Source organism: Micromonospora sp. WMMD734 (assembly GCF_049178975.1).
GTDB lineage: Bacteria > Actinomycetota > Actinomycetes > Mycobacteriales > Micromonosporaceae > Micromonospora > Micromonospora wenchangensis.
Genome location: NZ_JBMHMK010000001.1, coordinates 4,370,494 through 4,389,641 on the forward strand (window position 1 = coordinate 4,370,494; position 19,148 = coordinate 4,389,641).

The window sequence follows — 19,148 nt, forward strand, 5'->3', positions numbered from 1 at the left end:
GAAAGGATGTTAGTCCCCGGCAGGTGGCAGCACCGCTCGGGGTGCTCTGGCACCATGTCCGGTCACCCGGCGCACCTACAGCGGGCCGACCAGGAGCCGGTAGTGCTCGCCGAAGATCCGCCCGCCCCGCCCGCGCAGCAACGGGTCGCGCAGCGCCGGCGGCACGTCCCGGGTGCGGTTGCGGTCGCGGGTCCGGTCCCGCACCCACCGGGTACGCGGACGACGGCGGCTCTCGTACGCGACCAGGGCCGCCTCGACGCTGCCGGCGGCGCGCAGCGACTCGGCGAGGACCACGGCGTCCTCCAGCGCCATCGCGATCCCCTGGGACAGGGTGGGTGCGGTGGCGTGCGCGGCGTCGCCGACCAGCAGCACCCGACCCCGGTGCCAGCGGCCCAGCTCGACCTCGTCGGTGAGCCCGACCTGCACGTCGCGCCAGGCGGCCAGCACCGCCGGGACCGGCCCGCCGTAGCCGCCGAAGAGTTCGTGCAGCCGGCCGACCGGGTCGGCCGGGGCGACGGTGCCGGCCTCGTCGGCGTAGCAGTAGAGCCGGCCGGCACCGAGCGGCACCACGAGGAAGCCGGCCCGCCGGCCGAGCAGCGCCGTCCAGTCGGCCACGTCGGGGCCGTCGCGCACCACGCCGCGGTAGACCACCTGCCCGGCGGGGCGGGGCGGACCGCCGAGCGCGGCCAGGGAGCGGACCGCCGAGCGGGGGCCGTCGGCACCGATCACCAGGTCGTACTCGCCGCCGGTGCCGTCGGTGAAGGTGACCGCCACACCGGCGGGCAGCAGTTCCACGGTGCTCACCTCGGCCCCATGCCGCACGGCACCCCCGGCACCGCTGAGCAGCACCTGGTAGAGGTCGCGGCGGGGCAGCGCCCGGCACTCCCCCACCTCGGCCCAGAGCGTGTCGAGGTCCACCTCGCAGAGCGGGTCGCCGGCGGCGTCGAGGAAGCGTTGCCGGTGGATCACCTGCCCGAGCGGGCGGACCGGGCCGTCGAGGTCGAGCCGGCGCAGCGCTCGGGCGGCGTTGCCGGGCAGGTAGAGGCCGGTGTCGGACAGTTCGTTCGGGGGGAGCTTCTCGGTGACGTCCGGCCGGAAGCCGGCCAACCGCAGGGCCCGCGCGACGGCCAGGCCGGCGATGCCCGCGCCGACGACGAGGATTCGCAGGGGGGAGCCACGCATGGTGGTGTACGCCTCCGGAGGGGATCGGTACGCGGTGAAGGCAAGACACTACTCCGCGCGATCGGCGCACACCAGAGTCGATGTTCCCCCTCCCGGCACCCTCCGGACTGGACAGAAAGTTGTTCAGCCAGCTGAACGAGGTTCGATCGAAGAATACCCATCGGCCGGATGTCGTCCGTCTCACTACAGTGACGACGTGACGACGGACGAGTCATACCGCTCGGTCAAGTCGGCGGGTCGGGCGCTGGACGTGCTGGAGGCGCTCGCCACTCCGGACGGCCCCCGCTCGCCGGTGGAGCTGAGCCGGGCGCTGGGCATCCCCAAGAGCAGCCTGCACGCCATCCTGCGGACCCTGCTGGACCGCGAGTGGGTGGCCGCCGACCCGACCGGCACCCGGTTCTCGGTGGGGTTGCGGGCGCTGGAGGTCGGCGCGACGTTCCTGGCCGGCGCGGACGTCGCCGCCCTGCACGAGGTGACCCTGGACCGGCTGGCGGAGTGTTCCGGCGAGACGGTGCAGCTCTACCGGCTCGACCGGGGCGCGGTGGTGCTGCTGGCCCGGCGGGACTCGGCGCACATCGTCCGGCCGGTCTGCGCGGTGGGTCGCCGGTTGCCCGCGCACGCCACCGCGGCCGGCAAGGCGTTGCTCGCCGCCCGCTCCGACGAGGAGGTCGACAGGTTGCTGCAGTGGCCGTTGCCGGCGGTCACCGGGCGGACGGTGACCACGCCGGAGGCGCTGCGTGCCGAGCTGGCCGCGGTGCGGCGGCGGGGCTGGGCCGAGGAGTGGGAGGAGTGCAGCCCAGGGCTGGCCGCGGTGGCGGTGGCCATACCACTGCGGGAGCCGGCGGTGGACGCGATCTCGGTGGCCGCGCCGGTGGACCGGCTGGGGCCGGAGGCGCGGGCCCGGCTGGCCGCGGTGTTGCGGGAGACGGTGGCGCAGGCCCGGATGGCACGCACCCTGCTCGCACCCAACCTGTAGGACGCGGTTCAGGTACGTGGACAAGATCGGCGGTTAACTTAACCGGTTCAGTTGCATCACAGTTTCAAGTATGTAAATGTGTTCGGGACCGTGGGAGCGCTCCCGGTCACGTCCGAGACACCTCCGGCGCCTCCGCGCCGCAGCCAAGGAGCATCATGAAGCGTCCATTGCGGGCCCTCGCCGCCGCCGGCCTCCTGGCCGTCGGCACGATCGTGGCCGTCGCCACCGGCGGCACCGCCTCCGCCGACACCCAGATCTGTGAGCAGTTCGGCTCCACCGTCATCGGCGGCCGGTACGTGGTGCAGAACAACCGCTGGGGTACCGCCGCCCAACAGTGCATCAACGTCACCGGCAGCGGCTTCAGCATCACCAGCCAGCAGGGTTCCGCGCCGACCAACGGCGCGCCGGTGTCGTACCCGTCGATCTTCGTCGGCTGCCACTACACCAACTGCTCGCCGGGCACCAACCTGCCGGCCCAGGTGAAGTCGATCAGCAGCGCGCCGGGCAGCATCTCCTTCAACTACGTCGGTGGCGCGATCTACGACGCCGCCTACGACATCTGGCTCGACCCGTCGCCCAAGCGGGACGGGGTCAACGCCATGGAGATCATGATCTGGTTCAACCGGCAGGGCAGCATCCAGCCGATCGGCTCGCCGGTGGGCAACACCAACATCGCGGGCCGCAGCTGGGAGGTGTGGCGCGGCAACAACGGCGGCAACAACGTCATCTCCTACGTCGCGCCGTCGGCGATCCAGAGCATGAGCTTCAACGTGCTCGACTTCATCGCCGACACCCGCAACCGTGGGGCGGTCACCAACGACTGGTACCTGACCAGCATCCAGGCCGGTTTCGAGCCCTGGCAGGGCGGTGCCGGGCTGGCCGTCACCAACTTCTCCCAGACCGTCAACACCGGCGGCAACCCGCCGCCCACCACCGCCCCGCCGACCACGCCCCCGCCCACCGGCGGCGGCTGCGCGGTGAAGTACACGTCCAACTCGTGGAACAACGGGTTCACCGCCGACGTGACCATCACCAACCGGGGCGCAAGCGCCATCAACGGCTGGACGCTGACCTACAGCCTGCCCAGCGGGCAGCAGGTCACCAGCTCGTGGAACGCCACCGTCACCCAGAGCGGGTCCACGGTGACCGCCCGCAACGCCGCGCACAACGGCAGCATCTCCCCCGGTGGCACCGCCAGCTTCGGCTACCAGGGCTCGCTGAGCGGGACGTACTCCGCGCCTACCAGCTTCTCGCTCAACGGCGTCGCCTGCGCCCGCGCCTGAGACCCCACACCACCCACCACCACGCGGGGGCGTGACCTGCCGGTCACGCCCCCGCACCCTGTCCGGGCTCAGCCGCCCAGGGCGTCGATGTCGCGCATCTCCTCGGCGGTCAGCGAGAAGTTCCAGATGTCGGCGTTGGCGCGGATGCGTTCCAGGGTCACCGACTTGGGGATCACCACGATCTCGTGGTCGACGTGCCAGCGCAGCACCACCTGCGCCGGGGAGACGTCGTGCGCGGCGGCGATCCGGGTCAGCACCGGGTCGCTCAGGTCGCTGGCCTTGAACGGGCTGTAGCCCTCCAGCACGATCCCCCGGTCCCGGTGCTCGGTGTGCCGCTGCCGGTCGTACAGCGACGGGCTCCACCGGATCTGGTTGACCGCCGGGTTCTCCTCGGTCGCCTGGATCAGCTCGTCGAGCTGGGCGGTGCCGTAGTTGCTCACCCCCACCGCCCGGGTGAGGTCCGCGTCCCGGGCGGCCAGCAGTTCCCGCCAGACCGGGATGCTGTCCGCCGGCGACGACGGCGGCCAGTGGATCAGCCAGAGGTCGACGTGGTCGGTGCCCAGCGCCCGCAGGCTCGCCTCGATCGTCTCCCGTTCCCGGCCGACCCGGTCCGGCGGCAGCTTGGTGGTGATGAAGACGTCCTCGCGGCGCAGCCCGCTCTCCCGCACCGCCCGACCCACCTCCTCCTCGTTGCCGTACATGGTGGCGGTGTCGAGGTGCCGGTAGCCGGCGTCCAGCGCGGCCAGCACGGCGTCGTAGCCGGCCCGGCCGGTCGCCTGCCAGGTGCCGAAGCCGAGCAACGGCATGCGTACGTCGCCGGGAAGCAGGACGGTGGGTTGGTCGAGGTCCATACCGACCGTTCTACCCGTGATCGGCGCGGGCATGCCGGGCGAGCGGCGAACCCGGGCCGATTGCCGGAGAATGCCGGTGTGCCGAGCACCGACCGGGCCGACGGCGAGGAGCATCGTGTACCTGACCCACCTGGAGTGTCCGCGCTGCGGCCGGGAGCACGACGCCCACCGGCTCACCAACCTGTGCGACTGCGGGTCACCGCTGCTGGCCCGCTACGACCTGGCCGCGGTGGCCGCCGCCGTGACACCCGAACGGTTCGGGCTGCGCCCGGCCGACCTGTGGCGCTACCGGGAGCTGCTGCCGGTGGCCGACGAGCGGCACGTCACCACGTTGGGTGAGGGCTGGACGCCGCTGTGGCGCGCGCCGGCGTACGGCCACGAGATCGGCGTAGCCGACCTGATCGTCAAGGACGAGGGGCTCACCCCGACCGGGTCGTTCAAGGCCCGGGGTGCCGCCGTCGGCGTGAGCCGGGCCCGCGAGCTGGGCGTACGACGGTTCGCCATGCCCACCAACGGCAACGCCGGAGCGGCCTGGGCGACGTACGCGGCGCGGGCCGGGATGGCGGCGACCATCGTGATGCCGCTGGACGCCCCGACCATCTGCCGCCGCGAGTGCGTCGCCGCCGGTGCCGACCTGCGCCTGGTGGACGGGTTGATCAGCGACGCCGGACGCCTGGTGGCCGAGCTGGTCGCCGACGCGGACGGGGCGGTCTTCGACGCCGGGACGCTGCGCGAGCCCTACCGGCTGGAGGGCAAGAAGACGATGGGGTACGAGATCGTCGAGCAGCTCGGCTGGCAGGTGCCCGACGTGATCATCTATCCCACCGGTGGCGGGGTGGGCCTGATCGGCATCCACAAGGCCCTGCACGAGCTGCGGGAACTCGGCTGGGTGAGCGACCGGCTGCCCCGGCTGGTGGCGGTGCAGTCGACCGGCTGCGCGCCGATCGTGCGGGCGTTCGCCGCCGGTGAGGAGCGGGCCCGCCCCTGGGCCGACGCGCACACCGTGGCGTTCGGGATCACCGTGCCGGCCCCGCTGGGCGACGAGCTGATCCTGACCGCGCTGCGGGAGAGCGGCGGGACGGCGGTCGCCGTCGACGACGCGGAGATCCTCACCGACCTGCGGGAGTTCGCCACCCGGGAGGGGTTGCTGCTCTGCCCGGAGGGGGCGGCCTGCCTCACCGCCGCCCGGCACCTGCGGGCCGGCGGCTGGATCCGCCCCGACGAGCGGGTGGTGGTGCTGAACACGGGGTCGGGGCTGAAGTACCCGGAGACGGTGGACGTCTCCGCCGTACCCGTGGGCTGACGCCGTGCCGGCGTCCCCCGGTGGGCGGGACGCCGGCACGGCGGCTGCGGGTCAGGACGTCGGCGGTTCGTCCTCGCCGGCCGCCTCGGCCGCGTCGGCCTCCTCCTTGGTGTGGTGCACCACCTGGTCGGCGTGCTCCGGCGGGCCGTAGACCGTGTAGAGGACCAGCGGGTTCGGCCCGGTGTTGACGAAGTTGTGCTTCGTCCCGGCCGGCACCACCACCAGGTCGCCCTGGGCGACGTCCCGGGTCTCCCCGCCGACCCGGGCCTCCCCGGTGCCGCTGACGAAGGTCAGGATCTGGTCGATCCCGTCGTGCACCTCCTCGCCGATCTCCCCGCCCGGCGGAATGGTCATGATCACCAACTGGGTCTTCTCCCCGGTCCACAGCACCCGGCGGAAGTCCGGGCTCTTCTCGGCGACCGTCGCGATCGTGAAATGCTCCATGTTCCGGTCATACCCGCAACGGCAACGGATCACGCCGTGTCGTGCAGATGAGGCAATTCCCGGCCCCGGGCAGGTTTGCGCGCCGACGGATCGGGCATCGAGCACCCCAGACCGGCGCGGGCACCGCACCGGTCGCACCAGGTCCCCGCTGGCGTACCGCCGAATGGCTGCGGTGGTGGGAGACGGTCGGAGCGCGGCGACGGACGGCCGGTGTGCCGTACGGCGCCGTGCGCCCGTCTCCGCCTTCCTCAGGCCAGGACCGCGAGGTGGAACGGACGGTCCGAGACACTGCCGTCGGTGGCGAACGTCCTGACGAACACCCCGTTCGGGATTCCCGTCCGACCGACCACGCTGATCCCGCCGGGCGGCGCGAGCCCGGCGCTGCCGGCCAGCCCGATCGTGCCCACGTAGCCGCCGGTGCTCACGTCCTGGTCGAAGACCACCTGGTACATGCCGGGGGCGAGCCGGGTGGCCGACGCCGCGCCGAGCCCGCGGGCCAGGGTGCCGTTGGCGTGCACCACGGCGTAGAGCATCCGGGCCGAGGCGGGCAGCCCCACCCGCCGGTCGCCGGCCAGTTGGGCATCGGCCAGGGCCAGGTCGGTGCGGCAGGGGACGGGCTGGTTGACCGGGCGACGCCGGGAACCGGTGCTGGACATCGTGGTGCTCCTGCCTGCCGGCCACCTGCTCGGGCCGGGAGCGTTGGGGGGATGGTGACCCGCGCCGACCGAGCGGATCCGTACCTCGAAAATATGTCGGTTACACCTTTTGCGACCACTCACCCAACTGTCCGTTACCTGACAAGCAACCACTATGAGCTGCGGAAACACCCCGGCGCGAGCCGTCGCCCGCCGACGGCGGCGGCAGCGCCGGCCCGTCGACCGGGCGGACAGCGGGACCGGCCGGCCCCGCCCGGTCGACGGTCGGGGCCGCCGCCCGGGGCTAGCCTGCTGGGGTGGCCCGCCTGCTGCTCGTCGAGGACGACCTGACCATCCGCACCCCGCTGGTCCGGGCGCTGCGCGACCGGGGGCACGCGGTGGCCGCCGCGTCGACCGCGATGGAGGGGCTACGGCTCACCCTCGACGACCGGCCCGACCTGGTCGTGCTCGACCTCGGCCTGCCCGACCTCGACGGCGGTGAGCTGCTGCGGATGCTGCGCGCGGTCAGCGCCGTGCCGGTCATCGTGGCCACCGCCCGCGACGACGAGCGGGAGATCGTCCGGCTGCTCGACGCCGGGGCCGACGACTACCTGGTCAAGCCGTTCACCGCCGCCCAGCTCGACGCCCGGGTCCGGGCGGTGCTGCGCCGGGGCGGGGCCGAGCGGCCCGACGGCGAGCCCGTGCTGGTCGTCGGCGGGCTGCGGATCGACCCGCGCGCCCGTCAGGTAACCCTGGACGGCACTCCGGTCGAGCTGACCCCGCGCGAGTTCGACCTGCTGCACCATCTCGCCGGCCGCCCCGGCACGGTGGTGACCAAGCGGGAACTGCTCACCGAGGTCTGGCAGATCCCCTACGGCGGGGCGGACAAGACCGTCGACGTGCACCTGTCCTGGCTGCGCCGCAAGCTCGGGGAGAGTGCCCAGCAGCCCCGCTACCTGCACACCGTACGCGGGGTCGGGGTACGGCTCGCCGCGCCCGGGACGTAGCGCCCGGCTCACGGTGCCCGGGATCGTGGTGCCCCGGGGCCGGTCGACCGGCCCGCCGCCACGGGCGGACCGGTCACCGGTGGTTCACCGCACGGCGCAGGTCGCCACCGTCGGGGGCTGGTTGTCGCCGGTGACGACCATGCCCCAACTGGTGGTCGCGCCGGGGCTCAGGCTCCCGTTGTAGGGGGCGTTGGTCGCGGTGACCTGCCGGCCGGACTGGCTGACCGTGGCACTCCACGACGAGGCGATCTGCTGGGTTCCGGCGAAGGTCAGCGCGGTGGTCCAGCCGGTGATGGCGCTGACGCCGAGGTTGCGCACGGTGACCTCCGCCTGGAAGCCACCCGACCACGAGCCGGTCACCCGGTAGGCGGCCGAGCAACCGGTCACCGGGGCCGGGGTGCCGGTGGGGGTGGGGATCGCGGTGGGGGTGACCGGCGGCGTCGCGGTGGGGGTGCCGGTCGGGGTGCCGGTCGGGGTCGGGGTCGGCCCGTCGGAGGTGGTGTAGTCGACCCGGGTGTACGCCGCCGAGCACGTCCCGCCGCAGGAGGCGGGCAGGGCGAACCGGTAGACCCGACCGTTGTTGATCAGCGTGCCGGCCGCGTCGCGGACCCGGATCTGGAAGTCGGTGCCCCCGGCGGCGGTCGCCCCGATCACGTACGACTGTCCCATGTCGCTGTTCATCGTGGCGGCCGTCCACACCCCACCGGCCAGGTACTCCACCCCGTGGATGCCGTTGGCCAGGTGCGAGACGGCGATCGCCGGCCAGTACCGCTGGGCGCCCTTCATGAAGCCGATCCGGATGTCGCCCGTGTAGTCCGGGGCGGGCACGAACGACCAGGAGACGTGCCGGTTGTTCCAGTGGGTGGGGTTCATGTCCCCCACCGGCGTGCCGTTGCGCACGAAGCGGTTGAGCGAGGCGGTGGAGAGGTCCAGGTGGTAGGGGTCGTCGCGGCACCAGGCGTTGCCGTCGCCGCAACTGTCCGCCACCACCATGGTCAGGGTCGCCCCGCTGTACGCGTCGGCGGTCCACGAGCCGTTTCGGCAGAACGGCTGGCCGGGCGCGCCGTCGTTGACGCCGGTGCAGTAGTCGCCGACGGTGACCCGGACGAACCGGCCACAGTTGAGGCCGTTGTTCCACAGCCCGATCTTCGCCGCCTGGCTGGCCGGGATCGGCCGCATCGGGTACGACGAGTAGTCGCCGGGCAGGTCGTAGGCGTTGAGCGCGACGAAGTCCGGCGCGTCCAGCTCCGCCTGGGGCAGGCCGCAGCCGCCGTACGGTGCGCCGAGGGCGTCGAAGTGGGTGGCGTTGCCGGTGACCGGGGTGGTCGGCTCGGGTACCGCGAGCGCCCCGGCGGGCAGCGGCAGGACCAGCAGCAGTACGGCGGCGGCGGTCAGCGCCGCGAGCAGACCGGCACGGTGACGCGAGGAGGTCATGAGGGGGTACGCCTTCCGGGCAGCAAAAAGCGGGGACATGGGTCTTCGGATGCCCTTCCACGCCCGGCGTACCGCCCACCCATGCCACCACCGGCACCGACCACTGTCAATGTCCAAGGTGGACGGGACCGGGGTCGTGACCGTCGACGGGACCGGATGGTCGGTGACGCGACCGTCGTAACCCCTGTGGTGGGGGCGTCCGGCCCGGTAGATTGAGGTATGGTGCCCGCCCCCGGGGGTCGGGTGGCGGAGCCGGTCTACCGCCCCATCCTCACCAGCAGACGCGGTGAGCTGGAGGCGCTGGGTCATCTGGACAGCGCCCACGCTCCCCTGGTCGTCCCGGTCCTCGACGTGTCCCCGGCCGACACCGGCCTGCCCGAGATGCTGCGCCGGCTACCCGCCGGGCTGGTGCCGGCCGTCGACGTGTGCGCGCTGCCCGACGGGCCGGGCGGCGAGCTGGCCCGGTGGGGCGTACCGGTGCAGCCGGTGGTCGGGCTGGCCTGCGGTGACCGGCGGCTGGCCGCGCACGGCGCGGCGTGCCGGGCGTACGCCCGGGGGGTGGTGGTCCGGCTGCGGCCCGGCCGGGACCGCACCGGCCCGGACGCCACGACGGCGGCGGTGGAGCGGGTGTGGCGGCGCACCGGACTGGTCCCGGAGCAGTGTGACCTGCTGGTGGACGCCGGCGACGTCTGCTGCCTGGCGGACCTGCGCGTCGCCGAGCCCCGGGTACGCCGGGTGGTGGACTGGGCCCGCCGGCACGCCTGGCGCACGGTGACCGTGGCGGCCGGCGGGATGCCGCCGTCGCTGTCCCGGCTGGCCACCGACGAGCCGGTCCGGGTCGACCGCTGGGACTGGCTGTTCTGGCGTCGGCTGGCCGACCTGGGCGTCGGCTACGGCGACTACGGGGTGTCGCCCGCGCCACCGGGCGGGGTGGAGTCGGGCGGGGTGGAGCCGGGCGACCGGCTGCCCACGGTGCGGTACACCACCGAGGACGGCTGGTGGATCTACCGCTGGTCGCGGCGGGGCGGCCGGGGCGACGATCGGTTCGCCGACCTGTGCCGCACGCTGGTCACCTCCGGGCACTGGCCGCCCGCCGGGGCGGGCTTCTCCTGGGGCGACCACGAACTGCTGCGCCGGGCCCGCCGGGTCACCGGCGCGGGCTCACCGGCGAACTGGACGGCGTGGAGCACGTCGCACCACCTGGCGCACGTGCTGGCGGCGCTGACCGGCCCGGCCGACGGGCGGCGTCGCAGCCCGCCGACGCCCACCGACGACCGCACCGGGTTCACCCGCCCACACCGGGGCGGTGAGCACCGGCGGGGCCGGTGACCGGGTCACTCCTGCTCGGTGAACCCGAACTGCACCACGCCCTCGTCGTCGACGGAGGCGTCCACCGAGCTGTCGTTGAGCAGTTCGGCGGCCTCGGCGTCGAGGAAGATGCGCGCCCCCTCCGTGTCGACCACCTGGTCGCCCTGCGCCGGCACCGGCACCAGTTCGATGGTGAGCGCGCCGGCCTCGGTGTCGGCGGCGATCCGCAGCCCACCGTCCTGGGCGACGTCCTGCTGGGCCGCGAGGTCACGGATCACGAGCACGGCGTTGTCGGTCATGGTGAGCATGATGGGACTCCTCGGGAGTTGTCGGGCGGAACGTGGCGCGGCGACAGCTGCGCGCCCCCTGCGGCGGCCGGTGCCCGCCGGACGGTTCCGGGGGCGTCGCCGCGCGGCCCTCTCCCCCACCGTGCCCCCTGGCCAGGGGTTCGTCAAATAGAGCAGGGTCTGTCGGAGATCCCCGTTTCTGCTCCCGGCGACCCGGCGGCTTTCTACGCTGAGCGCATGGACGCTGCCCGACGGTACGCCGCCGAGTTGATCGGCACCCTGCTGCTGGTCTTCGTGGGGGTGGGCACCGCCGTGTTCGCCCAACTCCAGGGCGGCGTGGTGGTCGTGGCGTTGGCCTTCGGGTTCGTCCTGGTGGGGCTGGTGTACGCGATCGGCCCGCTCTCCGGCGCGCACCTCAATCCCGCGGTGACGTTGGGGGTGCTGCTCTCCGGCAAGATCTCCGCGGTCGGCGCGGTGGCGTACTGGCTGGCGCAGTTCGTGGGGGCCACGGTGGCCGGCTTCGCCATCTGGGGGCTGGTCCGCTGGGGCGGCGTGGCGGACCAGACCGGCGTGTTGGGCACCAACGGTTACGGGGTGCACATCAACCAGGGCGGTACGGCGGTGCTGGAGGTCATCCTGACGTTCCTGTTCGTGCTGGTGGTGCTGGTGGTGACGAGCCGGGTCGAGCACGCCGGTTTCGCCGGGCTGGCGATCGGCCTGGCGCTGGTGGCGGTGCTGCTGGTGGGGATCACCCTGGACGGCACCTCGATCAACCCGGCCCGGTCGTTCGGCCCGGCCGTGTTCGAGGGGGGCGCGGCGCTGCGCCAGCTGTGGGTGTTCATCGTCTTCCCGCTGCTCGGCGGGGCGCTGGCCGCACTGGCCGCGCCGCTGCTGGTGAAGCCGAGCCGGCACTTCCGCGCCGAACCCGACGCACCCGACCCGGCCGCGCCGGATCCCACCTGACCCACCGACGGACCGCCCACCCGGGGCCGCCAGCCCTGGAAGAAAACCTCCGGCACCGGGGCTTGCCCGACGGAAACCTTCGTGGCAGCGTCGTCGCATGCATCGTCGTCTCTTCCCCCGGACGCTCGCGCTGGTGGCGCTGGTCGCCACCGTGGCCGCCGCCGGTGCGCTGCCGGCGACCGCCGAGTCCCCCGCCCCGGCGGCCACCCGGCTGCACGCCACCATCGACGCCGTCCTGGCCGATCCCCTGCTCGCCGGCGCACAGGCCGGCGTGGTCGTGGTGGACACCGCCACCGGCCGGACCCTCTACGACCGCGACGGCGACCGCCGCCTGGTGCCCGCCTCCAGCACCAAGCTGTTGACCTCGACGGCGGCCCTGGCGCTGCTCGGCCCCGGCCACCGGTTCGGCACCGACGTGCTCACCGACGGCCGCCGCCGGGCCGGCCTGGTCTCCGGCAACCTCTACCTGCGCGGCGGCGGCGACCCGACGATGCTGGCCGCCGACTACGACGCGCTGGCCGCCCAGGTCGCCGACAGCGGGGTACGGGTGGTGACCGGCAACCTGGTCGCCGACGACACCCGCTACGACGCCACCCGGCTCGGCCCGGAGTGGGCCTGGGACGACGAGTCGTACTACTACGCGGCGCAGGTCTCCGCACTGAGCCTCGCCCCGGACACCGACTACGACGCGGGCACGGTGATCGTGCGGGCCGCCCCGGCGGACAGGGCCGGTGCGCCGCCGGTGGTCACCATGACCCCACCCAACGGCTACCTGCGGATCGACAACCGGGCCGAGACGGTGGCCGAGGGCGGGACGACGTTGTCGTTCGAGCGGACGCACGGCGGCAACACCATCGTGGTCACCGGCCGGATCGCGGCCGGTGCGGCGGCGGTCAGCGACTGGATGACCGTCGGGGAGCCCACCGGTTACGCCGCCGACGTCTTCCGGGACGCGCTGCGCCGCCACGGGGTACGGGTGCTCGGGCGCACGGTGCCCGGCCGGGCCACCCCGGCCGACGCCACCCCGGTGGCCCGGCACGACTCGATGACCCTGGCCGAGCTGCTGGTGCCCTTCCTCAAGCTGTCCAACAACGGGCACGCCGAGGTGCTGACCAAGGAGATCGGCCGGGTCGTCTCCGGGTCGGGAAGCTGGCCGGTCGGGCTGGCCGCGATCAGCGAGTACGTCGCCGACACCGGGGTGGACACCGGCGTCCTGCGCCAGCTCGACGGCTCGGGGCTGTCCCGGCGCAACCTGATCCCGGCCGGCGAGTTCGTCGCGCTGCTCGCCGCCGTCCGCCGGGAACCCTGGTTCGACACCTGGTACGCGGCCCTGCCGATCGCCGGCAACCCGGACCGCCTCGTCGGTGGCACCCTGCGCAGCCGGATGCGCGGCACCCCGGCGGCGGACAACGTGCACGCCAAGACCGGCAGTCTGACCGGGGTGTCCGGCCTCTCCGGTTACGTCACCGACGGCGACGGCCGGCTGCTCGCCTTCTCGGTGGTGCTCAACAACTTCCTGACCTCGTCGGTGAAGGGGCTGGAGGACCAGATCGCGATCGCGCTGGCCGGCTACCGCGAGGGGGACGGCGGGTCGGCGCGGGCCACCCCGCCGGTGGCCCCGGAGGTGCCCCGGGTGCCCGAGGGCCGGGAGTGTTCCTGGGTCAAGCCGATCGTCTGCTGAGCCCGTCGCCCGGTCAGCGCCGGTGCAGCACCACCACCGGGATCTCCCGGTCGGTCTTGCTCTGGTATTCGTCGTAGGCGGGCCAGATGGCGGTCATCGTCGGCCACATCCGGGCCCGTTCGGCCGGCTCGGCGGTGCGCGCCCGCACGCCGAACGTCTCGGGGCCCACCTGCACCTGCGCGTCGGGGTCGGCGAGCAGGTTGAGATACCAGGAGGGGTGCTGGGGCGCGCCGCCCTGGGAGGCGACGACCAGGTGGTCGTCGCCGTCCCGGCCGTAGATCAGGGCGGTACGGCGCAGCCTGCCGCTGCGCCGACCCCTGGTGGTCAACAGCAGGGTGAACACGCCCGGCTGCCACTCGTGCCCCTCTGCCCCGCCGGTGGCGACGTACCGGCGGATGTGGTCGGCGACCCAGCCCTCGGGGCTGTCCAGCACCTGCTCGTCGGTCGGCATCGGCGTCTCCGGGTTGCTCGTGGGCATCGACCCGGACACGTTATCCCGACATAAACCCCAGAAACGGGCGAACAGCTCAACGCACCGCCGCCGCCTGCAGGTTCACGTTGCCGCAGCTGTTGCGGAAGGTTTCCTCGACGGTCCAGCTGATCGACAGCCGCTCACCCCTCGGCACCCGGAACTTGATCACGAACTGGGCGGTGTGCGTGGTGTGCGGGTCCTCCAGCCGCAGCGTGCGGGTCGCCCCGCCGGTGGACAGTCGCACGTCCAGCCGCCCCTGGGCCATCCAGACCCCGGCGAACAGGTGCACCGTACGCGGTTCGCCGTCGCCGGCCACGGACAGCGTGAACCCGTTGCCCGTCCCGCAGACGAACACGCCGACACCGGTGGCGGAGACGGCCGGCACCGGGGTTCCGTCGCGCCACCCGAACAGCTCGGGATTGGTGTCGTACCGGTCGCGTGCGCCCCGGCCGCCCTCGTCCCGGATCTCACCGGTGCCACCGCCCTTGCGGACCACGGTCTCCGGCCGATTGAGCCCCCAGTGCACCCAGTCCCGGGTGCCCAGCGCGGTCAGGTCCACCTCGGCGGGCACGTCGGCCCGGGAGGCGCTCAGCGTCGGCACAGCCGGCGACGGGGCCGCCACCGGGGTGCCTGTCGGCGTCGGCGGTTCACTCGGCGGCGGGGTGCGTTCCCGGGGCTGCAGGCCGGGGGTGGCGATTCCGGCCTCGGCCGACTCGCCCACCCCCGCCGCACCTGTCGGATAGCCGGCCGGGGTCGGCGCGCCCGCCGGCAGCACCAGGTCGGGCTCCGCCGGGTCCGAATCCGGGCCCAGATAGGTCACCAGCACCGCGAGGCAGGCCAGGGCCGTCACCGAACCGATCGCCCAACGGCGGCGTTGCCGACGACGGGCCTCCCGCCGCTGCGCGCTGCGCGTCGTCGGGCCCGGCCCGATCCGCCAGGTCTCTTGGTCGTTCACGTGTGTCCCACTCCCCGGCCCGACGCCCGGGACCGCTCGGGGAGGGGGTGCGGTCGCGGCGTGAGCGTTCTCACGTTTTCATTTCAAGGCCGGGATGCGCCATATGCCAGCGGGAGGGCGTTTCCAGTTTGTTACCAAGTGATCCCGATGGAAAGTTTCCTGCCCGGCAGAAAACCGCAGCTCAGGGCCAGAATGGCAGGGAGATCGACAGCAGGCGGGACGGTCAGCGGATCTGGAAACCCAGCGCCTGCGCCAGGATCAGCGCCTGCTGCGGGTCGATCACCGCGCCGGCCCGTTCGACAGCCGTCGGGTCGAACCCGGCGAGGTCGCTGCCCCGCAGGTCGGCCCCGGTGAACCGGGTCGCGCGCAACTGGGCGGCCGAGAGGTCCACCCGGGCCAGGGTCGCGCCGCTCAGGTCGGCCCCGGACAGGTCGGCCTCGCGCATCCGCACGTCGCTGAACTGCGCGCCCCGCAGGTCGGCGTCGGGCAACCCGACGAACGACCAGTCCCCGCCCGAAACCCGCAGCGGACGCAGCGCGCACCCCTCGAACGTGCTGCCGACCAGCTTGCACCCGGTGAACTCGGCCTCGAACAGGTTGCACCGGCGGAACCCGCAGCGGACGAAGGCCGAGTCGGTGTGCCGGGAGGCGTTGAACGACACCCCGCCGAAGTCGCACCCGGTGAACGAGGCGCCCCGGCTGACCGCCTCGGTCAGGTCGACGTCGATGAAGACGCAGCGCACGAAGTGCCTGTCGGTCAGCTCCTCGGCGTACCAGTCGGTGTGGCGGAACGTCTCGTCCTCGATGGTCTGCGGCACCGCTCCACCCTAGGTGCGAGCACCGACACCACCGCCGCACCTTCCGTCCGGCGCGTACCGGCTAGTAGGTTCGGCGGGTGAGCGTGGCACCCAGCAGCGACCCGGCCCGCACCGGCTTCGACCCGGCCCGGCTAGGGCGTGTCCTGTCGATCTTGTAGCGGTTGGTCGTTGACGATGTGCCGGTGGTACGTCGTGGTGAGCTGACCGATGAGGCGTGGGCGGTGATCGCCCCGCTGCTTCCCGAGCCGGGCGGTGCGCGGGGGCGGTGGCGGGATCATCGCCAGGTCATCAACGGGATCTTGTGGAAGCTGCGTACGGGTGCGCCGTGGCGTGACCTGCCGGAACGCTTCGGGCCGTGGAAGACCTGCCACGAACGGCTGCGCCGGTGGAGCGCTGACGGAACGTGGGATCGGATTCTCGCGGCGGCGCAGGTCCACGACGATGGCACACCGGTGCAGTGGACGATCAGCATCGACTCGTCGATCGTGCGGGCGCACCAGCATGCCGCTGGCGCCCGTAAAAAAGGGGCTCCACGGCAAGTCCGGCGGCACCTGGTACGCAAGATGGCGAGGCCATCGGCCGATCCCGCGGCGGACTGAGCACGAAAATCCACCTGGCTGTCGACGGACGCGGTCGGCCGTTGTCGATCCTGCTCACCCCGGGCCAGGCCGGTGACAACCCGCAGCTGTTGGCGCTGCTGGATGCGATCCGGATCAACGAGCCCGGGCCGGGTCGGCCCCGCAAGCGACCGGAGGTGCTGATCGCGGACAAGGGCTATGCGCATGACTCGACCCGTCGAGCCCTGCGACAACGCGGGATCCGGCACGTCATCCCGGAACGCTCGGACCAGGTCGCCCGCCGGGCCGCCAAGGGCAGCCACGGCGGGCGACCACCGGCCTTCGACAAGGCGATCTACCGCAAGCGCAACGTCGTGGAGCGCTGCTTCAACCGGCTAAAGCAGTGGCGTGACCTGGCCACCCGCTACGCCAAGCGCGCATCCCTCTACCGGTCCGGCCTGGTCCTCATCGCCGCCATCATCTGGCTTCCATGATCGGCAGGACAGGCCCTAGCCCGCATCGACGAGCACTTCGGCAGGTACGTCGACGACGGCCGGCTGGCCGGGTGGCAGATCGTGGTCACCCGCCGTGGCGAGGTCGCGCACTCCTCGGTGTACGGGCTGCGCGACGTGGAGGCGGGCACCCCGGTCGAGCCGGACACCATCTGGCGGATCTACTCGATGACCAAGCCGATCACCTCGGTCGCGGCGATGATGCTGTGGGAGGAGGGTCGGTTCGAGCTGACCGACCCGATCAGCCGCTGGCTGCCGGAGTTCGCCGACGTCCGGGTCTTCGACAAGGGTTCGGCGCTCAAGCCGTACACGGTGCCGGCGGTCGAGCCGATCCGGGTGTGGCACCTGCTCACCCACACCGCCGGGCTGACCTACGGGTTCGCGCAGACCTCGGTGGTCGACGCGCTCTACCGGGCCGCCGGCTACGACCTCGGCGTGCCGCCGGGGCTGGACCTGGCCGGGGCCAGCGCCGGGATGGCGAAGCTGCCGCTGCTGTTCCAGCCCGGCACCGGGTGGAACTACGGGGTCTCCACCGACGTGCTGGGCCGGCTGATCGAGGTGGTCTCCGGGCAGAACCTGGACGACTTCCTCACCGAACGGATCCTCACCCCGCTGGGCATGACCGACACCCGGTTCTGGGTCGACCCGGCCGACGCCAAGCGGCTCGCCGCGCTGTACACGCCGCACCCGGGCACCGGCCACGCGGTCCGCGCCGACCAGCTCGGCGTCGCCGCGCTGACCCGCCCGCAGTGCTTCTCCGGCGGGAGCGGGCTGGTCTCCACCGCCGCCGACTACCACCGGTTCACCCAACTGCTGCTGCGCGGCGGCGAGTTGGACGGCGTACGCCTGCTCGGGCCCCGGACGGTGCGCTACATGACCCGCAACCACCTGCCCGGCGGCGGCGACCTGGCGTCGCTTCAGCCGGAGGGGTTCGCCGAGACGGTGCTGGACGGCATCGGTTTCGGGCTCGGCTTCGCCGTGGTGCAGGATCCGGTGCCGGCCAAGGTGCCGAGCAGCGCCGGCGAGTACTACTGGGGCGGGCTGGCCAGCACCGCCTTCTGGGTCGACCCGGCCGAGGAGATCACCGCCCTGCTGTTCACCCAGCTGATGCCGTCGAGCACCTACCCGTTGCGCTCCCAGCTCCGCCAGCTCGTCTACGCCGCCCTGGTCGGCTGAGCCGGCGGGCCGCCACCGGGTGACGGCTGACGACGCCGGCCGGCACGACGACGGCCGGCGTCGTACCGGAAGGTCAGTCCGCGAGGCGGGGCGGGAAGCCGCCGGTGGCGATCGGGCCCCAGCCCTCGACGGTGATCCGGATCAGCGACTTGCCCTGCGCCACCATGGCCGCCCGGTACTCGTCCCAGTCCGGGTGCTCGCCGGCGATGCTGCGGAAGTACTCCACCAGCGGGTCCAGCGCCTCGGGCAGGTCGAGCACCTCGGCCATGCCGTCGACCTGCACCCACGGGCCGTCCCAGTCGTCGGAGAGCACGCAGGCGGAGACCCGGGGGTCACGACGGATGTTGGCGACCTTGGCCCGTTCCGGGTAGGTGGAGATCACCAGGCGTCCGGCGGCGTCCACGCCGCAGGCGACCGGGGAGGACTGTGGCCGGCCGTCGGCGCGGGTGGTCATCAGCAGGACCCGGTGCCGGGGCCGGACGAAGTCGAGCAGGGCGTCCCGGTCGACCCGGGTGTTGGTTGCGACGCTGCGTGCCATCCCCCGGTTCTACCAGGCCCGACGGGCGTCAGCCGGACCGGCCGCCGACCCGGCCCGGTTGGGCGGGGACCCGGGGTCGGGCGGCGGGCCGCCAGGCACGGCCGTTGGCGTAGATCACCCGAAAGCCGAGGTACGCCGCGAGCGGCGCCCAGTGCGCCGAACCCATCCGCAGCTCGGCGGCGTTGTGCCGCTGGCCGTTGGCGAGCACGTCGAGCAGCACCGTCTCGAAGGCGGCCGACTCGACCCAGTCGACCTCACGGGTGAAGCCGCAGATCAGGGCCGCGCCGGTGACGTCGAGGAAGTCCCGCAGGGTGGCGTCGGAGGCGCGCAGCACCGAGCAGCTGCCGAAGTAGAGCCGCCGGCCCTCGCCCCGGCCGGCCATCCGCTCGGCGACGTCGGCCAGCTCGACGGAGTCCCAGTCGGTGAGGCAGAGCCGGCTGGGTTCACCGTGCATGGCGAAGAAGCCGACCCGGTGGTCGGCGTACTGCTTGAGCAGCCACCGGTCGAGGAAGTAGAACAGCTCGTCACGGGTGGCGGCGTCCTTGTGGATGTAGCGGATGCGGCCGAGCCGTTCGAGCAGTTCGAGGGTGGGCAGCACGGATCCGCGCTCGTTGAGGTCGCGGTGCCACTGCCCCTCGACACAGAAGACCCCGCCCCGCGCCACCGGCCCACCTCCCCGTCCCCGCCGGGACGACGTTACCGGGTCAGGGTCACGGACCCACACCGCCATCGGTGCCCGGCTGATCCGTTTCGGGGCAGTTCACCGG

General features: G+C 73.1%; 20 protein-coding genes. 9 read left to right on the top strand and 11 right to left on the bottom strand.

The genetic code is table 11. The features are described from left to right. Positions 1 to 75: 75 nt before the first annotated feature. Positions 76 to 1,182, bottom strand: a complete 1,107-nt coding sequence (locus ACN267_RS18550) for an FAD-dependent monooxygenase (protein ID WP_204956637.1) — start codon at positions 1,180 to 1,182, stop codon at positions 76 to 78. A 196-nt stretch (positions 1,183 to 1,378) separates the two neighbouring features. On the opposite strand from ACN267_RS18550, the gene ACN267_RS18555 reads away from it, so the two are divergent. Then, positions 1,379 to 2,158, top strand: a complete 780-nt coding sequence (locus ACN267_RS18555) for an IclR family transcriptional regulator (protein ID WP_204956636.1) — start codon at positions 1,379 to 1,381, stop codon at positions 2,156 to 2,158. Positions 2,159 to 2,313: 155 nt separating this feature from the next. Then, entirely contained in the window at positions 2,314 to 3,441 is a 1,128-nt protein-coding gene (locus ACN267_RS18560) for a GH12 family glycosyl hydrolase domain-containing protein (RefSeq protein ID WP_421489228.1), read from the top strand. 68 nt (positions 3,442 to 3,509) lie between these two features. On the opposite strand, the gene ACN267_RS18565 is transcribed toward ACN267_RS18560, so the two are convergent. Next, on the bottom strand, positions 3,510 to 4,292 hold the full coding sequence (locus ACN267_RS18565) for an aldo/keto reductase (protein ID WP_421489229.1): 783 nt from the start codon (positions 4,290 to 4,292) through the stop codon (positions 3,510 to 3,512). A gap of 115 nt (positions 4,293 to 4,407) precedes the next feature. Between ACN267_RS18565 and ACN267_RS18570 the strand changes: the two genes are divergently transcribed. Then, positions 4,408 to 5,595, top strand: a complete 1,188-nt coding sequence (locus ACN267_RS18570; RefSeq protein ID WP_421489230.1) for a threonine synthase — start codon at positions 4,408 to 4,410, stop codon at positions 5,593 to 5,595. 51 nt (positions 5,596 to 5,646) lie between these two features. Here ACN267_RS18570 and ACN267_RS18575 read toward each other — a convergent pair whose 3' ends face one another. Beyond that, the gene (locus ACN267_RS18575; protein ID WP_204956633.1) at positions 5,647 to 6,039 is read right to left on the bottom strand and encodes a cupin domain-containing protein; all 393 of its coding nucleotides are present in this window, start codon (positions 6,037 to 6,039) and stop codon (positions 5,647 to 5,649) included. A gap of 248 nt (positions 6,040 to 6,287) precedes the next feature. Continuing rightward, entirely contained in the window at positions 6,288 to 6,695 is a 408-nt protein-coding gene (locus tag ACN267_RS18580; RefSeq protein ID WP_281900178.1) for a hypothetical protein, read from the bottom strand. 296 nt (positions 6,696 to 6,991) lie between these two features. Here ACN267_RS18580 and ACN267_RS18585 point away from each other — a divergent pair, with 296 nt between their 5' ends. Beyond that, complete coding sequence (locus ACN267_RS18585; protein ID WP_204956631.1) at positions 6,992 to 7,681, top strand: response regulator transcription factor; 690 nt, start codon at positions 6,992 to 6,994, stop codon at positions 7,679 to 7,681. Between the two features lie 84 nt (positions 7,682 to 7,765). Here the strand turns inward: ACN267_RS18585 and ACN267_RS18590 are convergent, their stop codons facing one another. Further along, complete coding sequence (locus ACN267_RS18590; protein ID WP_421489231.1) at positions 7,766 to 9,115, bottom strand: cellulose binding domain-containing protein; 1,350 nt, start codon at positions 9,113 to 9,115, stop codon at positions 7,766 to 7,768. Between the two features lie 219 nt (positions 9,116 to 9,334). Here ACN267_RS18590 and ACN267_RS18595 point away from each other — a divergent pair, with 219 nt between their 5' ends. Continuing rightward, positions 9,335 to 10,444: a beta family protein gene (locus ACN267_RS18595; protein WP_204956629.1), complete on the top strand. Its 1,110-nt coding sequence runs from the start codon at positions 9,335 to 9,337 to the stop codon at positions 10,442 to 10,444. Positions 10,445 to 10,449: 5 nt separating this feature from the next. Here ACN267_RS18595 and ACN267_RS18600 read toward each other — a convergent pair whose 3' ends face one another. Then, entirely contained in the window at positions 10,450 to 10,731 is a 282-nt protein-coding gene (locus ACN267_RS18600) for an adhesin (protein WP_088641796.1), read from the bottom strand. A gap of 216 nt (positions 10,732 to 10,947) precedes the next feature. Between ACN267_RS18600 and ACN267_RS18605 the strand changes: the two genes are divergently transcribed. Both ACN267_RS18605 and dacB read left to right on the top strand, forming a co-directional pair. Further along, positions 10,948 to 11,673: an MIP/aquaporin family protein gene (locus ACN267_RS18605; RefSeq protein WP_204956628.1), complete on the top strand. Its 726-nt coding sequence runs from the start codon at positions 10,948 to 10,950 to the stop codon at positions 11,671 to 11,673. Positions 11,674 to 11,770: 97 nt separating this feature from the next. Next, entirely contained in the window at positions 11,771 to 13,354 is a 1,584-nt protein-coding gene (dacB, locus tag ACN267_RS18610) for a D-alanyl-D-alanine carboxypeptidase/D-alanyl-D-alanine endopeptidase (protein ID WP_421489232.1), read from the top strand. A 13-nt stretch (positions 13,355 to 13,367) separates the two neighbouring features. On the opposite strand, the gene ACN267_RS18615 is transcribed toward dacB, so the two are convergent. The 3 genes from ACN267_RS18615 to ACN267_RS18625 form a co-directional block, all read right to left on the bottom strand. Continuing rightward, the gene (locus ACN267_RS18615; RefSeq protein WP_421490444.1) at positions 13,368 to 13,805 is read right to left on the bottom strand and encodes a nitroreductase family deazaflavin-dependent oxidoreductase; all 438 of its coding nucleotides are present in this window, start codon (positions 13,803 to 13,805) and stop codon (positions 13,368 to 13,370) included. A 76-nt stretch (positions 13,806 to 13,881) separates the two neighbouring features. Then, the gene (locus ACN267_RS18620; RefSeq protein WP_421489233.1) at positions 13,882 to 14,781 is read right to left on the bottom strand and encodes a hypothetical protein; all 900 of its coding nucleotides are present in this window, start codon (positions 14,779 to 14,781) and stop codon (positions 13,882 to 13,884) included. A gap of 223 nt (positions 14,782 to 15,004) precedes the next feature. Continuing rightward, on the bottom strand, positions 15,005 to 15,598 hold the full coding sequence (locus ACN267_RS18625) for a pentapeptide repeat-containing protein (protein ID WP_204956626.1): 594 nt from the start codon (positions 15,596 to 15,598) through the stop codon (positions 15,005 to 15,007). A 182-nt stretch (positions 15,599 to 15,780) separates the two neighbouring features. On the opposite strand from ACN267_RS18625, the gene ACN267_RS18630 reads away from it, so the two are divergent. Both ACN267_RS18630 and ACN267_RS18635 read left to right on the top strand, forming a co-directional pair. Then, positions 15,781 to 16,649 (top strand): IS5 family transposase gene (locus tag ACN267_RS18630; RefSeq protein ID WP_282273828.1). Its coding sequence is split into 2 segments (ribosomal slippage): positions 15,781 to 16,123 and positions 16,123 to 16,649, totalling 870 coding nucleotides; the frame shifts between segments, so codons are not numbered across the junction. A gap of 24 nt (positions 16,650 to 16,673) precedes the next feature. Continuing rightward, complete coding sequence (locus ACN267_RS18635) at positions 16,674 to 17,843, top strand: serine hydrolase domain-containing protein (protein ID WP_421490445.1); 1,170 nt, start codon at positions 16,674 to 16,676, stop codon at positions 17,841 to 17,843. A 73-nt stretch (positions 17,844 to 17,916) separates the two neighbouring features. Here the strand turns inward: ACN267_RS18635 and ACN267_RS18640 are convergent, their stop codons facing one another. Both ACN267_RS18640 and ACN267_RS18645 read right to left on the bottom strand, forming a co-directional pair. Further along, positions 17,917 to 18,381: a PPOX class F420-dependent oxidoreductase gene (locus tag ACN267_RS18640; protein ID WP_204956624.1), complete on the bottom strand. Its 465-nt coding sequence runs from the start codon at positions 18,379 to 18,381 to the stop codon at positions 17,917 to 17,919. A 28-nt stretch (positions 18,382 to 18,409) separates the two neighbouring features. Continuing rightward, a complete protein-coding gene (locus ACN267_RS18645; RefSeq protein ID WP_204956623.1) occupies positions 18,410 to 19,045 on the bottom strand; it encodes a DUF6642 family protein in 636 nt (211 codons plus the stop codon). Between the last annotated feature and the right edge of the window lie 103 nt (positions 19,046 to 19,148).

Bases quoted from the DNA above. Each gene is read 5' to 3' on its own strand.
- ACN267_RS18550 (WP_204956637.1), bottom strand. From the start codon at position 1,182: ATGCGTGGCTCCCCCCTGCGAATCCTCGTCGTCGGCGCGGGCATCGCC.
- ACN267_RS18560 (WP_421489228.1), top strand. From the start codon at position 2,314: ATGAAGCGTCCATTGCGGGCCCTCGCCGCCGCCGGCCTCCTGGCCGTC.
- ACN267_RS18565 (WP_421489229.1), bottom strand. From the start codon at position 4,292: ATGGACCTCGACCAACCCACCGTCCTGCTTCCCGGCGACGTACGCATG.
- ACN267_RS18575 (WP_204956633.1), bottom strand. From the start codon at position 6,039: ATGGAGCATTTCACGATCGCGACGGTCGCCGAGAAGAGCCCGGACTTC.
- ACN267_RS18580 (WP_281900178.1), bottom strand. From the start codon at position 6,695: ATGTCCAGCACCGGTTCCCGGCGTCGCCCGGTCAACCAGCCCGTCCCC.
- ACN267_RS18590 (WP_421489231.1), bottom strand. From the start codon at position 9,115: ATGACCTCCTCGCGTCACCGTGCCGGTCTGCTCGCGGCGCTGACCGCC.
- ACN267_RS18595 (WP_204956629.1), top strand. From the start codon at position 9,335: ATGGTGCCCGCCCCCGGGGGTCGGGTGGCGGAGCCGGTCTACCGCCCC.
- ACN267_RS18600 (WP_088641796.1), bottom strand. From the start codon at position 10,731: ATGCTCACCATGACCGACAACGCCGTGCTCGTGATCCGTGACCTCGCG.
- ACN267_RS18605 (WP_204956628.1), top strand. From the start codon at position 10,948: ATGGACGCTGCCCGACGGTACGCCGCCGAGTTGATCGGCACCCTGCTG.
- dacB (WP_421489232.1), top strand. From the start codon at position 11,771: ATGCATCGTCGTCTCTTCCCCCGGACGCTCGCGCTGGTGGCGCTGGTC.
- ACN267_RS18615 (WP_421490444.1), bottom strand. From the start codon at position 13,805: ATGCCGACCGACGAGCAGGTGCTGGACAGCCCCGAGGGCTGGGTCGCC.
- ACN267_RS18640 (WP_204956624.1), bottom strand. From the start codon at position 18,381: ATGGCACGCAGCGTCGCAACCAACACCCGGGTCGACCGGGACGCCCTG.